This is a genomic window from Alteromonas sp. C1M14 (genome assembly GCF_018860965.1).
In the GTDB taxonomy this organism is placed as follows: domain Bacteria; phylum Pseudomonadota; class Gammaproteobacteria; order Enterobacterales; family Alteromonadaceae; genus Alteromonas.
In genome coordinates, this window is sequence record NZ_JAHKQF010000008.1 from 211,209 (window position 1) to 225,059 (window position 13,851).

General features: G+C 45.6%; 16 protein-coding genes and 1 other RNA gene. 13 read left to right on the forward strand and 4 right to left on the reverse strand.

All coding sequences use genetic code 11. The features are described 5' to 3' along the window. Nucleotides 1-7 precede the first annotated feature (7 nt). From mlaD to KO501_RS05655, 6 genes are all read left to right on the forward strand, one after another. Nucleotides 8-481 carry an outer membrane lipid asymmetry maintenance protein MlaD gene (mlaD, locus tag KO501_RS05630; protein ID WP_216028670.1) on the forward strand — a complete coding sequence of 158 codons (474 nt, stop codon included), beginning with the start codon at nt 8-10 and terminating at the stop codon, nt 479-481. A gap of 76 nt (nt 482-557) precedes the next feature. Continuing rightward, complete coding sequence (locus KO501_RS05635; protein WP_216028671.1) at nt 558-1,217, forward strand: ABC transporter substrate-binding protein; 660 nt, start codon at nt 558-560, stop codon at nt 1,215-1,217. Further along, nucleotides 1,214-1,522, forward strand: a complete 309-nt coding sequence (locus KO501_RS05640) for an STAS domain-containing protein (RefSeq protein WP_216028672.1) — start codon at nt 1,214-1,216, stop codon at nt 1,520-1,522. Before KO501_RS05635 ends, KO501_RS05640 begins: the two co-directional genes overlap by 4 nt. Before the next feature lie 29 nt (nt 1,523-1,551). Beyond that, on the forward strand, nt 1,552-1,809 hold the full coding sequence (locus KO501_RS05645; RefSeq protein WP_216028673.1) for a BolA family protein: 258 nt from the start codon (nt 1,552-1,554) through the stop codon (nt 1,807-1,809). Between the two features lie 14 nt (nt 1,810-1,823). After that, nucleotides 1,824-3,086 carry a UDP-N-acetylglucosamine 1-carboxyvinyltransferase gene (murA, locus tag KO501_RS05650; protein WP_216028674.1) on the forward strand — a complete coding sequence of 421 codons (1,263 nt, stop codon included), beginning with the start codon at nt 1,824-1,826 and terminating at the stop codon, nt 3,084-3,086. A 371-nt stretch (nt 3,087-3,457) separates the two neighbouring features. Further along, the gene (locus tag KO501_RS05655; RefSeq protein WP_216028675.1) at nt 3,458-3,670 is read left to right on the forward strand and encodes a hypothetical protein; all 213 of its coding nucleotides are present in this window, start codon (nt 3,458-3,460) and stop codon (nt 3,668-3,670) included. A 15-nt stretch (nt 3,671-3,685) separates the two neighbouring features. On the opposite strand, the gene KO501_RS05660 is transcribed toward KO501_RS05655, so the two are convergent. The 3 genes from KO501_RS05660 to KO501_RS05670 all read right to left on the reverse strand — a co-directional run bounded on the left by KO501_RS05660 (nt 3,686) and on the right by KO501_RS05670 (nt 6,830). After that, nucleotides 3,686-4,708 (reverse strand): trypsin-like peptidase domain-containing protein, encoded by a 1,023-nt coding sequence (locus tag KO501_RS05660; RefSeq protein ID WP_216029046.1) that lies wholly within the window; start codon nt 4,706-4,708, stop codon nt 3,686-3,688. A 229-nt stretch (nt 4,709-4,937) separates the two neighbouring features. Next, nucleotides 4,938-6,308, reverse strand: coding sequence for a DegQ family serine endoprotease (locus tag KO501_RS05665; protein ID WP_216028676.1), 1,371 nt, complete (start codon nt 6,306-6,308; stop codon nt 4,938-4,940). An 81-nt stretch (nt 6,309-6,389) separates the two neighbouring features. After that, nucleotides 6,390-6,830 (reverse strand): DUF1043 family protein, encoded by a 441-nt coding sequence (locus KO501_RS05670; RefSeq protein WP_216028677.1) that lies wholly within the window; start codon nt 6,828-6,830, stop codon nt 6,390-6,392. Nucleotides 6,831-7,221: 391 nt separating this feature from the next. Here KO501_RS05670 and zapE point away from each other — a divergent pair, with 391 nt between their 5' ends. The 3 genes from zapE (at nt 7,222) to rnpB (ending at nt 9,615) form a co-directional block, all read left to right on the forward strand. Beyond that, on the forward strand, nt 7,222-8,322 hold the full coding sequence (gene zapE, locus KO501_RS05675; RefSeq protein ID WP_216028678.1) for a cell division protein ZapE: 1,101 nt from the start codon (nt 7,222-7,224) through the stop codon (nt 8,320-8,322). A gap of 142 nt (nt 8,323-8,464) precedes the next feature. Continuing rightward, nucleotides 8,465-9,190, forward strand: a complete 726-nt coding sequence (locus tag KO501_RS05680) for a YebC/PmpR family DNA-binding transcriptional regulator (RefSeq protein ID WP_216028679.1) — start codon at nt 8,465-8,467, stop codon at nt 9,188-9,190. A 76-nt stretch (nt 9,191-9,266) separates the two neighbouring features. After that, nucleotides 9,267-9,615, forward strand: an RNA gene (gene rnpB / locus KO501_RS05685) — RNase P RNA component class A. A gap of 154 nt (nt 9,616-9,769) precedes the next feature. Here rnpB and KO501_RS05690 read toward each other — a convergent pair. Then, a complete protein-coding gene (locus KO501_RS05690; RefSeq protein WP_216028680.1) occupies nt 9,770-10,306 on the reverse strand; it encodes a hypothetical protein in 537 nt (178 codons plus the stop codon). Between the two features lie 230 nt (nt 10,307-10,536). Here KO501_RS05690 and KO501_RS05695 point away from each other — a divergent pair, with 230 nt between their 5' ends. From KO501_RS05695 to KO501_RS05710, 4 genes are read left to right on the forward strand one after another with little or no spacing between them, the layout of a single operon-like run. Further along, on the forward strand, nt 10,537-11,280 hold the full coding sequence (locus tag KO501_RS05695) for an RNA polymerase sigma factor (RefSeq protein ID WP_216028681.1): 744 nt from the start codon (nt 10,537-10,539) through the stop codon (nt 11,278-11,280). Nucleotides 11,281-11,285: 5 nt separating this feature from the next. Continuing rightward, nucleotides 11,286-11,885 carry a hypothetical protein gene (locus KO501_RS05700; protein WP_216028682.1) on the forward strand — a complete coding sequence of 200 codons (600 nt, stop codon included), beginning with the start codon at nt 11,286-11,288 and terminating at the stop codon, nt 11,883-11,885. 2 nt (nt 11,886-11,887) lie between these two features. Continuing rightward, on the forward strand, nt 11,888-13,351 hold the full coding sequence (locus KO501_RS05705) for a peroxidase family protein (protein ID WP_216028683.1): 1,464 nt from the start codon (nt 11,888-11,890) through the stop codon (nt 13,349-13,351). Continuing rightward, nucleotides 13,344-13,811 carry a hypothetical protein gene (locus KO501_RS05710; protein WP_216028684.1) on the forward strand — a complete coding sequence of 156 codons (468 nt, stop codon included), beginning with the start codon at nt 13,344-13,346 and terminating at the stop codon, nt 13,809-13,811. The genes KO501_RS05705 and KO501_RS05710 overlap by 8 nt, the downstream gene beginning before the upstream one ends. Nucleotides 13,812-13,851 lie beyond the last annotated feature (40 nt).

A 13,851-nucleotide genomic window follows, 5' to 3' on the forward strand; every position in this document is an offset into this window, starting at 1 on the left:
ATAATAAATGAACAAGTACAAAACAGAACTCATGGTAGGGGTGTTTGTTGTTCTCACAATCGGTGCCATTTTACTGTTGGCGCTAAAAGTAGCCAATCAGACTATGTCTAGTGCAGGGGATACTTATAGCCTCTATGCCAAATTTGACAACATTGGCGGACTGAAAGTGCGCTCAGCGGTGAAAGTCGGTGGTGTAACTATTGGACGTGTGTCTGATATTCACCTAGATAAAGACGATTATACCCCAGTGGTAACACTGAATATTTCCACTGATTACGAAGGTTTTCCTGATACCAGTTCTGTGTCTATTTTGACATCCGGCTTATTAGGAGAACAATACGTCGGTTTCCAGCCAGGATTTTCTTTTGATGGGGTTGAAGACCTTAAAAATGGTGACTATTTACAGGACACCAAATCGGCCTTGGTGCTAGAAGATTTGATCGGTCAGTTCTTGTTTAACCGTGGTGGAAGCGACGATTAAACTGAAATCTTTTTATACAGCGTCCGGTCTTTATGATTACTGATGACGCTGTCAGGACACGATTTAGGAGATTGCCTTGAAAAAATTAGTACTTATCGCTTTGCTGACGATTGCATCGGTGACCGGAAACGCATTCGCGCAAGAGGTGGATGAACAAAACCCGTATGCACTGGTCAAAAACGTGGGTTTAAAAACATTTGATCGCATAAAAGCGAATCAAAGTGAAATTGCCGCCGATCCTGAAATGCTGCGCACTATCATGAAAGAAGAGTTGCTGCCGCATATTGATTATCAGTTTGCTTCTTTTATGGTGCTGGGAAAGTATTTTAAGACGGTACCAAAAGATAAGCTTTCTGAATATGTGCAAGTGTTTAGACAATATCTAATTACCACATACGCCGTGGCGATGGGGTATTACGATAACCAAACGGTGACCTTTGAGCCCGAAGGCGATTTTGCAGACAAAAAATCAGTCACCGTGCGAGCCGTGGTTGAAGATCCTACTCGCCCACAAATTAAAGTGGCGTTTAAGGTCAGAAAAGACAGCCGTACTAACGAATGGAAAGCCTATGACATGGTAGCCGAAGGCATTAGTTTGCTGAACAGCAAACGTAGTGAATTTGAACCTATTTTGCGTCAACAGGGCATCGATGCAGTGATAAAATTGATGCGTGAAAAGATTGAGCAACCCGTGGGTGAGCAAGTTAAACAAGCGAAGGAAAAGGAAAATTCGTGAGTCTTTTTCAATTAAATGATGAAGGCGTTTTGCATATTCACGGTCATTTAGATCGTGATACCCTCGCTAAGAATTGGTGGGGTATGCTAAGCTCCGCCGAACAATCTACCCTCATTTCTAAGGGCCACTGTGTCTTAGATTTAAGTGATGTAGAGCGGATAGATAGCGCCGGCTTAGCGTGGCTAATCAATGCAGTACGTGATGGTAAACGAAGTCAGGTCAATATTACCTTGGCAAATGTACCAGACAAACTGATAAAACTAGCAAAAATCAGCGACGTTGATACGCTTTTACCGGTAAACTGACACACTTTTAGCTTAGAGTTGACATAGATATGGAATTAACCGAAATTGAAGCCTTGTTGAAAGACAAGCTTGATCTCGCCGAAGTGCACGTGCGAGGTGAAGGCTCTCACTATACCGTCATTGCCGTCAGTGATAGTTTTAGTGAGATGAGCCGGGTAAAACGTCAGCAAGCTGTCTATGCGCCGCTGCAAGACAAAATTGCGGACGGTACCATGCACGCGATATCGATCAAAACCTTCTCAGAAGCAGACTGGCAAAAAGAACGTCAGTTCCATTTACCCCAATAACGGTTTAGGTATTCGTGGATAAACTTGTAATTAAAAAAAGCCCGCCTTTAAAGGGTGAGGTCCGTATTAGTGGCGCTAAAAATGCTGCGCTGCCCTTATTAATGACCCCTTTGCTAACGGACGACACATGTCGCTTCACTAACGTGCCGGCATTGCGTGATATCAATACCACCACCGCATTGCTAACTCAGTTAGGTGCACAGGTGTCACGCCCTGATACCAATGAAGTTACAATTTCAGCGGCAAGCTTAAATAGCGTGACCGCGTCTTATGACCTCGTTAAAACCATGCGTGCTTCTATTTTGGTCTTAGGTCCGTTATTGGCTAAGCAAGGTATGGCTAATGTTTCATTGCCCGGCGGTTGCGCCATTGGGGCTCGTCCTGTGAATTTGCATTTGACTGGCCTTGAGCAAATGGGGGCAGAAATTGAAGTGGACGAAGGCTATATTCGTGCTCGGGTAGATGGCCGTCTTAAAGGCGCTCGTATCTTTATGGATATGGTGAGTGTTGGGGCAACCGAAAATCTGATGATGGCAGCAGCGTTAGCTGACGGGACCACAGAGTTAGAAAATGCCGCACGGGAACCCGAAATTGTTGATTTAGCCAACTGCCTAAATCAAATGGGTGCAAAGGTGCGTGGCGCGGGTACGGATCATATTACTATTGAAGGTGTTGAACGTTTGGGCGGGTGCGATTATCGGGTATTACCGGATCGCATTGAAACCGGTACCTTCTTGGTGGCGGCAGCCGTTTCTGGTGGTAAAGTTACCTGTACTGGGGCAGCCCCCGATACATTAGAAGCGGTGATTAACAAATTGCGCCAAGCTGGCGCTGTGATCACTGTGGGTGAGGATTGGATAACCTTGGATATGCAAGGTAAAAAGCCACAGGCTGTACAAGTAAAGACAGCCCCTCATCCCGCTTTTCCCACTGATATGCAGGCGCAGTTTGTTACCTTAAATTGTGTCGCACAAGGTACTGGCGTGATCACCGAAACCATCTTCGAAAACCGATTTATGCATGTTCCTGAATTGCAGCGTATGGGAGCTGAAATTTCCTTAGAAGCCAACAGTGCTGTATCAAAGGGAAGTTCGTCCTTAAAAGGGGCCCCTGTAATGGCTACCGATTTACGGGCATCAGCAAGTTTGGTCATCGCAGGGCTGATCGCAGATGGAGAAACCCATGTCAGCCGCATCTATCACCTTGATAGGGGCTATGAGAGCATCGAAGAAAAGCTCAATGGTTTAGGCGCTAACATTGTGCGTATGAGTGAGTAATCGTTAATCCTTAGGGGCATGCCCAAGGTGGCTATCCCCAATACCGCTATATAATCGCCATCGTGCAAGGTGCCTCAATATCCTGTCGATGGCGAGTTCTAATTTACATCCTGCTATAGATAAACGGTGTTTACACTGCAGCCTTGGTGTACAAAAAAGATAAGAAGTTATCAAAAAATAGGCAGTTGACCTTCACTATTCCCCTTTTAAGTTCTAAGTTTTTTATCCTTATGCTATACATACTTTTTTTAATTATGACTCCAATTACATCCTTTTTAGGTACTGGAGCGTAGTTAACTAAGAAAAAAGCATGGATGCGATTTAGCAAAAATAAACATCTTTATTTTAATCATAATTAATAGGTGAGTAGCGTGTTATTTTTTCGACGTTTAGGTCGTCAAGGGGTGTTTAAAAACCCCAAAAATGCCATTCCGGTGGTCCTATTTTCTATCATGATAGCCACCATCGCGATTATTGGTGAACCCTCTTTTGCAACGGCCAAGGGGAGTTCATCGCAAAGCACGGCGAAAACTGCGCCCGTTTGTAAAAGCGAGGATTGTTTAGCGGAAAAAAACCGAGGTTAAATAGAGAGGCAGCAGCTAGCGAGAGCCACCGGAAGAGAGTGCTGTCTGGCCTAATTCTGCGACCACCGCTTTTATTGTTAGACTTTCACCGCCACGGCTTATTTCTAATTCAAGGGTAGTGCCAGGCTGGGTTTCGGCAATCATATCTAAAGTTTTAGAGGCACTTTCAAGGCGTATCCCATCTATAGCCATGATGATATCGCCTGCTTGAAGACCTGCACGATCAGCCGGACTATTGCTGGCAACTGCGGTAACTTCAATACCAGGTCGCTCTCGTATTTCACTACCGATAAAGCCAAGCTGTCCACGGGTGACTTTGCCTTTTTGGATAATCTCATCCATTACCCGTTTTGCCAGTTCATAAGGCACCGCGAAATTAATGCCATCGACGTTACGCACGCCGTTCTGTGAATCTCGTACTTGGAAGTTAGCGTTAGTAATGCCCACCAACGAGCCATTGCTATCTACCAGCGCTCCACCTGAATTGCCCTGATTTAAGACTGCATCGGTTTGGATAAAATCCACATAGTTAGAAAGCCCGTTTCTTCCCGCTCGACTTACGATGCCGTGGGTGATGGTTTGGCCTAAATCAAATGGGTTACCGATGGCCATGACCAGATCGCCAACGTGTACATCGGGCTCTTCCATTTGGGGGATCACGTGTAGGTTGTCGGCGTTAACTTTAAGTACTGCTAAATCGGTGAGTTCGTCGGTACCCACAATTTGTGCTTCAAGTACGCGACCATCTTGTACGGCAACGAAAATACTATCTGCATCGGCTACCACATGGTTACACGTCAGCAAATAGCCATTGTTTGTCATAATAACCCCAGAACCGAGACTGGCTCGTTCACGGGGACGGTTTCTAAAGAGGCCGGTGTCGGTTTCTATGCTAACACTGTATATATTCACCACTGCGGGCGCAGAACGGCTAAGTGCTGCATAGTGAGATTCACGTTGGGGTTGTGCACTCTCAATATTGAAAAAGTTGTCGGCAAAACCGGCACCATTGCGCAGCCCAGGCATAAACAAAAGCATGATTGCTGCGACGATAACGCCCAGCACGATAGATTTTATGAAGAAATGAAAAAATTGCTTACCAGCCACGCCTGTATTATTCCGTCTTGCCTCTTAGGGTATTCCTTGAACGAGGCGGGGTTCGTGCTGCTAAGGATATCACCTAAATGCTTGAATACCAATTTGAAACGGTATCTGAATGGAAACAGACACCCTGACAGGTTAATGCCAGGGTGCTGTATAAAGTAGATTAACGAATAACGAGGTAAATTGTTGCTGAGCCTCTTCTGACGTTCAGGGCAATAACATTTTCCCCTGAATCATCCACTTTATTGCGGAAGTCCGCTACCGTTCTTACTCGCTGGCGGTTGACGCCAATGATCACATCATCGGCTTGCAAGCCAATGCGAGCAGCGGGACTATTACGTTCAATTTCTGACACCTTGACGCCATCGTTGCCCGCTTCGTCTTTACCATTTACAAGGGTTGCCCCTTCTAATGCAGGATGTAAGGTTTCCGCAGTGACTTTGCTGTTTGACGCATCATCTAAGGTCACGGTGACTTCCTGTTCATCCCCTTCACGGACGATGGTGAGGTCAACTTCGGCCCCTGCCCCCATACTGGCGATTTTAGCCGCAAGTTCACGGAAGCTATGTAGTTCGCGACCATTCACCTCGGTGATAATGTCACCGGCTTGTAAACCTGCTTTTTCCGCTGCAGATTCTGGAGTGACTTCACGTACAAATGCGCCGCGATTGGCACTTACGCCCATGGCTTTCGCCAAGCCTGCATCCACATCGTTACCCATGACGCCCAGGAGGCCTCGACGCACATCACCAAACTCCACGATTTGATCCACAAGGCTCTTCATCATGTTGCTCGGAATGGCAAAACCGATACCTACGTTGCCGCCGTTTGGTCCGAAAATAGCGGTGTTGATACCCACTAATTCGCCACGAAGGTTGACCAGTGCACCACCAGAATTACCTCGGTTAATGGCAGCATCAGTTTGAATGAAATCTTCATACCCACCAATATTTAAGCCAGAGCGACCTAAAGCAGAAATGATACCTGAGGTGACAGTTTGAGAAAGCCCAAAGGGGTTACCAATGGCAACCACATAATCACCCACGCGCATTTCGTCAGAGTTCGAGATAGGCAGGGCGGTCAAATCATCGGCCTCGATTTTCAACAGTGCAATATCACTTTGATCATCGGCGCCTAACTTTTTCGCCTCAAATTCACGTCCATCACTGAGCTTAACGGTAATTTCATCTGCGTTTTCAACCACATGGTTATTAGTGACCACATAGCCTTTACTTGCATCGATGATAACCCCAGACCCTAGCCCTTTAAATGGCCGTTCTTGCACCTGTTCTTGTGGACCGCCAAAAAAGTACCTAAACATTTCAGGTACACGTTGTGTGGCGGTTTGGGTTCCTTCTACCGATATACTGACTACCGCTGGCATTGCTTCTTCCAGCATTGGCGCTAATGACGGCACTTCCTGTTTTTTATCATCACTAAAAAACGGTAATGCGGCACCTGCATTTGCAGACATACCTAAGGTACTCACTACGATGCTTGATACAACTAACATCTGGCGTAGAGATTTCTTCATATTCGCTTACACTCCTCATGTCTCGTGCGATTATGGCTACTTTCACTGACAGACTCAGGCTAATAGAAAAAAGTTCCGGTTTTAGTCTTTTTCTGCGGTGGATTGTCCGGATGTGCCGACAAACAAACCGGAACCCGCATTGGCGAAGTCTTTCGGTTGAGTCTCTGGCGTTACTTTTTCTGTTGCCTTTTCTCTGCCTTTAATATTATTTCGTAAGTAGGTACTGGCCTGTTCGCCGTAGAACGGAACTTTTGGATCCTCGTCTTCGTCTGTCTGTGACAGCAAGGTTTCATAGTCGGCGATCTGTTGTTGTAATGTCTCGCAATGCTTTTCGATGGCTTCTACCGTCTGTTTTGTTTGATGCAAATGGTGTGAAGCTTGCTGAGACATCAATGCTTTAATGTTCTGTTCAGCCTGTTTAGTGGGGGTGGCGTTGCCATTACGTTTGTATGCAAAACGGGCAGCAAAAAAGCCGATGATTAGGCCTACAACTAACAAGGCCACGGGGATTAGTACGTCCATTAAACTCTCCAAGGTATCTTCGTGCAGCAAATAGCAGCAAAGTAAAACTAATACACGCACAGACTATAGCAACTATCAAAGGTGAATGCGCTGCGCGAATTGTCGCAAGGTGTAACTTACTTCAAGCAAATGACCGATAGGCTGTTTTTTTAAACAAATCTATCAGGATAAAGGCGGGTAGCCCTTCATATGCTTGTATGCAATGCGGTATGATACAGCAAATAGTACACTTTCTTAGTTATAATCCATTGAGTTTTTGATTTAACCGCGCAAGTGTCGGCTGCGATTTTACCCGTCTCTGTGGGTAATTTAAGTTCAGATTTTGATTTTTCAAGGAGGTCGGCGCAGCCAGACTTTCTGCTCACCCGTTTTTTCAGGAGTAGGTAAGGCGATGACGCCATGGGAAAAGTATCAACAGGATCTTCAGTTACCAACGTTTAAACACGACCCAGCTCAAGAAATAGCGGTAAAAGCGTTACAGCGTTTGTATGACGAATTGTGTAATCAGTCACCCACTCATCCTGGGTTAGCGCGTAAAGTGTTTAAGCTATTAAGTAAAAAAAAGGCCCCGGAGCCGGTGAAAGGGTTGTATTTTTACGGTGGTGTTGGACGAGGTAAAACCTATTTGGTCGATACCTTTTATGATTGTCTTCCGTTCAAACGTAAACTGCGTATTCACTTCCATCGTTTTATGCATCGGGTTCATAATGAACTGAAAACATTACCCAATGAAGCCGATCCTCTCAATATCGTCGCCGATCGATTAGCCGATGAAGCGCGAGTGATATGCTTTGATGAGTTTTTTGTTTCAGATATTACCGATGCGATGATATTGGGTACCTTAATGCAGGCCTTATTTGCTAGAGGAATAACCTTAGTTGCCACATCCAATATTGTGCCCGACGAACTGTATAAAAATGGCTTACAACGGGCCCGTTTTTTACCTGCCATTGCGTTAATAAACAAATATACCGATGTAATCAATGTTGATAGTGGTATTGATTATCGGTTGCGCACCCTTGAGCAAGCCGAGATTTTTCATAGTCCTCTTGATGCCGACGGTGACGCCCATCTCAATGAGTATTTTCAAAAGCTGGCTGGGGAAACAGGAATAAGAAACAGCACCATTGAAATTAATCATCGTCAAATTCCCACTCGTCGCCATGCCGAAGGGGTGCTATCTATTGAGTTTGCCGCTATGTGCGAGGGGCCGCGAAGTCAGAACGACTATATTGAACTGAGTCGCTGCTATCATTCTGTGTTGGTCGCCAACGTGAAGCAGATGGGGGCCAATAATGATGATACCGCTCGACGGTTTATTGCCATGGTGGATGAGTTTTACGAAAGAAATGTTAAATTGATCATGACCTCAGAAGTGGCTTTACCCTCGCTATACACCGAGGGGCGGTTGAATTTTGAATTTCGTCGTTGTTTAAGTCGGTTAAAGGAAATGCAATCTAGAGAATACCTGGCTCGGGAACACTTGCCTTAGCCGTCCATCATCGTATATCGGTGCTAATTGAACCTAATCAGCACTGTTAACAAGTAGGCAAAATCGGTACTATTCATCACCCGTTTTTATTTGGCTCGGCATTTGTTGCGGGGCTGTAACTAGCAAGATACAGAGAAATACCATGGGAAGAGCGTTTGAAGTAAGAAAAGCAGCGATGGCTAAAACAGCTGGCGCAAAAACCAAAGTTTATTCCAAATACGGTAAAGAAATTTACGTATGTGCGAAAAATGGCGGTGCGGATCCAGACAGTAACCTATCGTTGAAGCGTTTAATGGAAAAAGCGAAAAAGGATCAGGTCCCTAGTCATGTTATTGACAAGGCCATTGATAAAGCCGCCGGCGGCGCAGGGGAAGATTTTGTTCCCGCCCGCTATGAAGGGTTTGGTCCTGGTAATTGTATGGTGATTGTGGATTGTCTAACCGACAACAATAACCGCACCATTACCGATGTACGGAATTGTTTTACTAAATCCGGAGCCAAAATTGGTGGTCCAGGTGCGGTATCACATATGTTCGACCATCAAGCCATATTTCAGTTTGCAGGTGACGATGAAGATGCCGTACTAGAAGCATTGATGGAAGCAGATGTTGATGTTACCGATGTCGAAAGTGAAGACGGAAAAGTCACGGTTTATGCCCCGCATACTGAATTTTACAGTGTAAAAACGGCACTGGCTGATGCATTCCCCGATATCACATTCGATGCTGAAGAAATCAGCTTTATACCGCAAACCGAAGTGGAAATTAGCGAAGATGATATGCCCATGTTTGAAAAATTCATGGACATGCTTAACGATTGTGATGATGTGCAAGATGTTTATCACAACGCTATCACGCCGGGTAATTGATGCAAAAAAGCCGTCGCACTTATTGTTTAAAGACTAACAGTCGCTTCTGCGGCTAAACTCGAGTAGAATGCCCGCCGGAGCTGGCCTGGCAATCGCTGCTTTCGCAAGAAAGGAGAGGAAAGTCCGGGCTCCACAGGGCAGGGTGCCAGATAACGTCTGGGCGGCGTAAGCCGACGACAAGTGCAGCAGAGAGTAAACCGCCTAAGCGCGCAAGTGCCGGTAAGGGTGAAAGGGTGCGGTAAGAGCGCACCGCACGGCTGGTAACAGTTTGTGGCAAGGTAAACTCCACCCGGAGCAAGACCAAATAGGCCTTCGATACGTGCGGCCCGCACGGAAGGCGGGTAGGTTGCTTGAGCCTGTGAGTGATTGCAGGCCTAGAGGAATGATTGCCCATGACAGAACCCGGCTTATGGCTGGCTCCACCTCATTTTATGCCTACCTACGCTTTTCGCGGATAAGCGTAGGTGTAAGTTTGGCGCTATCTAAGGGCAACGCAACAGCAGTTGCGTTGCCCGTTTTTTATGCTTCTACGTTGACGAAGCACTCAGCAGTTATTGTTCCCCTAAAGCGAAAGCCATCTTATCTGCACAGAAGGTCAGGATTAATATTATCGTTGGCGCTTTGCAATTCCATTCGTATGGGAGCGAGTTTGTAGACGGGGCTGGTTTTTTGTACCTGCAATGCGGGGGCTTTCCAACAAAAACGAAGGTTGGCATGTTCTCCTTGGGCATCAGCAAATAATGCCACAAGTGTGTCATCGTTAAGGGTGGGATTATCCTTTATAGCGGCCTCAATTTTTTGCTCCACCACGGCGTGCAGCAACTTACATTGATCCAAGGCTATATTGTCATCACAAGGAATCTCCGGACAAACCGTTTTTAAAAAGGTTGTCAGCGCATTGTAATCTATTTCACTTTTTAACCGGTTAGACTCCAACGGATCACGTTGAAGGGGCATCTTTGTCATCCATAACCAATGAATCGCCAAATAATGAATATTACGTGGTGTATTCTCAGTTTGGAATTGTTGCTCTACCTGTGCTTTCACACTGGCGGCAAGTAGAGGTTCTTGGTCATGGATACCATGAATGACCACAGCGATTATGTTTTCCTGCATAGCACCCTCTGAATCTATTTATTTTCTAATGTGTATTGTTGTATAGAAATGAGTGACACGAAATTTATGACTCTCTCACCAAAATAAGAAAAAAGTTGTATTTTTTGTCATTTCCAGCGATGTAAAGGGAGCCCCTAAAACGGCACATAAGCGTTGATTTAACACCCGTTACCCGATAAGGTTGGGAGCAATCTTCTTTACCCATTAGTTAATCAAATTTAGGAATGCGCGTGACGCCGGCAGCGGAACTTATTGAACGAATCGTTCAAGGCGACAGACAAGCAGAAAAGCAACTGGTGGACTTTTATTATCAAGGCTTGCTGTTCATTCTTTATAGGCAGACGGAAGTCATGAGTCTGGCTGAAGATCTCGCTCAGGATAGTTTTGTTATTGTACTTCGTAAATTGCGAAACGGTGATCTAAGAAATGCCAACGCGCTGGCGTCTTTTATTCGTCAAACAGGTATCAACACACTCATTGCTTATCGGCGTCAGCAAAGTCGCAGACAAACTGATAACACAGAGTATTGTGATGCGTTTGAAGATACTTCATCGGGTTTACTTCAAACGGTGCAAAAGGAGGACGTGGCTCGTTTAGTCAGGTCGTTGTTAGCGCAAATGTCGACTAACCGGGATCGGGATATTCTGACGCGTTACTATTTACACGATGAAGATAAGCAAACCATATGCGCCCATTTTGATTTAACCCCAGCGCATTTTGATCGTGTGCTATTTAGAGCTCGCCAACGGCTGAAAAACCTGGTTGAAAGCCATGAAGACAACGGGGCCGATTTCCGACAAGTCATCAATGGTGTGGTGGTATTAGCAATGCTGATCCCATTAACGCATATTCAAGGCGATGACAGTGTTCAAAGGCATAAATTATTGATGGATGTGAGAGATTTTGCATTGTCCCATCACTTTCCTAGTAAGAATGATGGCGCATATGGGCAGACCATCAACAATGAAGATTGAAGATTATGTCTGACATTCAATTGGCTGATGAACAGCAGTTGCAGGATTATCTGGCGAAAAAATTATCCCCAGAAGAAGAAATCGACTTCGAAAACAGCATGCTTTGTGATCCCCACAAAACCGAGCAGGTAATACTGGCTCATACTCTTCGCGCAGGCATGAGCACCCAATCTAGGGTGCAACAGTTACGCAAACGCCGGCAAAAGCTGGGTGCTTCCGTGATGTTGAGTTTAGCGGCAGCAGCGGCATTTTGGATATGGTTGCCCGGCGTATTGGTTACGCCTACTTCGGTAAGTCCTGGTATTGTGTATCTGGAAGATTTTAGAAGCCATGTGACCGAACCCGTTATTTTGTCGTACGCAGAAGGAGAAGCCTTTAAAGTCGTGGTTAGCGATGCGCCACCCTCGTTCAATGGCGCCGTGAAAGCCGTGCTGGAAGAGGAAGGTGGAAAGACTATTTTTACGACATGGGTCTACCCGAACGAAAATAGTGAAATCTCACTTCTGGTATACGAAGATGCTGTTGAGTCAGGCCGATATCAACTGACTTTATCCAGCGAACGCACTGAGATTAACCGCTTTTCCTTGGATGTGTTGAAGGAATAAGGATGGACGTAGAAGATAAGGACTATCTTTTTGGCAAATCAACATGTAGGCCACCATCCAGTGAAGAAATAGCGCAAATGGTCGAAGGGATCATCCCATGGTCTGATCCCATTGCCGATGACACCGAAGGTTCCTTTGACACTGACGCCTTGGCCTTGTTACGGCAAAACGTGGCTGCGCCTGTTACCGCGGCGTCACCTTCGGTAGGGGTTAAGCCAATGATCCCCTTAAACGGAAAATTGCCCGCAGGGTATACTTATTGGGGACAATGGATTGCCCACGATATTGTAGAGCCTACCCATCCTAATCAGAATCATTACTCATCACGCAAGGTCACACCATGTTTAAATCTCGATAGTCTTTACGGGGTTGAAAAAGGGCTTCCTTCGCATATTTATGTGGATGAACGTGGCTTTTTTCGTTTGCCCGACAACTCTTGGGATTGCCTGAGAGACAGTCATCAAACCCCGCTTTTACCCGAGCCTCGCAATAATGATAATGCCATTATTTTGCAGTTCCATGTGCAGTGGCAACGTATTCACAATAATATTTTAAACACACTTTCTACGCAGCCGTTACCCCACTTATGGGATGATGGGCGCTATTTCTATCAAGCGCGCCGGCTCACTACGCAGCTTTTTCATCACCTAGTAAAGCAAGAATGGTTAAAAGCCTTACTAGATAAGTCTGTTTATCAGTACTATTTTGCCTCCACAGAGCCAAAGCAACGACTTATTCATTTTACCGATCAGTTAGCCCGTGTACCGTTGGAGTTTAGCCATGGCGCGTTTCGTTTTGGCCATAGCATGGTGCGGGAAACCTACAAGTTAACGGCCAGTGACAGTTTTAATCTGCATGCGTTACTTACCCATCAACCTTTTAACGGTAAGCCGATTGGTGGTATCGATTGGTCGTTATTTTTTGGTGATTATGCCCAAGAGATCCAGCCTATTAACCTTATCGTGGTGGCCGGTATGGGCAAGGTGCCGGTTAACCGAAATATTGCAGAGCGCAATATTCTTGCCGGTAAAAAAGTCGCGTTAGCGACGGTGCATGAATGTAAACGCTACCTCATGGACAATTATCCATGGTTATGTCAGCAAACGGGGTTAACTGTAAAAGAAAGCAATCAGGTGCTCGAAGAGCTTAAAATTGACCCTATGAGTCAAACCTCCACGTTTTATCGACTATATGAAGATAACCGTCTGCCTCTTTGGCCTTACGTGCTGGCAGAAGCGTCAGCGCAAGTCGATAACCCTGGACACCGGTTGGGCAAACTTGGCAGTATTATCGTTGCGGAGGTATTGGCTTACGCCATGCACAAAGGGGTAGAAAATAACGACAAAAACACCGGGGCTGTAGACAGCGATGTTGATCTAGCCGTCACCTGCCGGACACTAAAGTTACCTGAACCACAGGTTTTAACTATGGCTGACATGTTATGTCAAGGAGCAGAAAATGGGTGAATATAAAGACGGGTATTGGGCAACGGCAAAAGCAGGCGTAAGCTATGTTAATCACCGTAGTATTGTTCCCTCACTAAGTAGCTATCATCCCGAAGGGCTGGGGAAAAACTATCCGGTGAAATTTGTCTATAATCCTAAACGTAATACTTATGGGGTTAGTCTAGGCGGTTTGTGGAACGGCACTGCACAAGCCATTATGTCGAACAGTGAATTTAAAGTCATCGATCCAAATGGTATTTTTATTTCTAACACCATTCCTTTAAGCGCCAAGTTAGGCACAGACGTCGCTGGATTTAAATCTTTGCGTGTATCCATTGTGGCCCATGAATTTGAACTAAATGGCAAGCCTGCTAGAGATTACACCTCCACTTTGGCTTGGTTGCGCGATGGCAGTGGCGAAGGAGATGGTGATCCAAGCGAGATCGTGATGACAAGTTATCGTTGGCGCGATAATGACTAAAGAGTAACAAAGACGAGGATTGTTGTGGCGTTGAGATGTT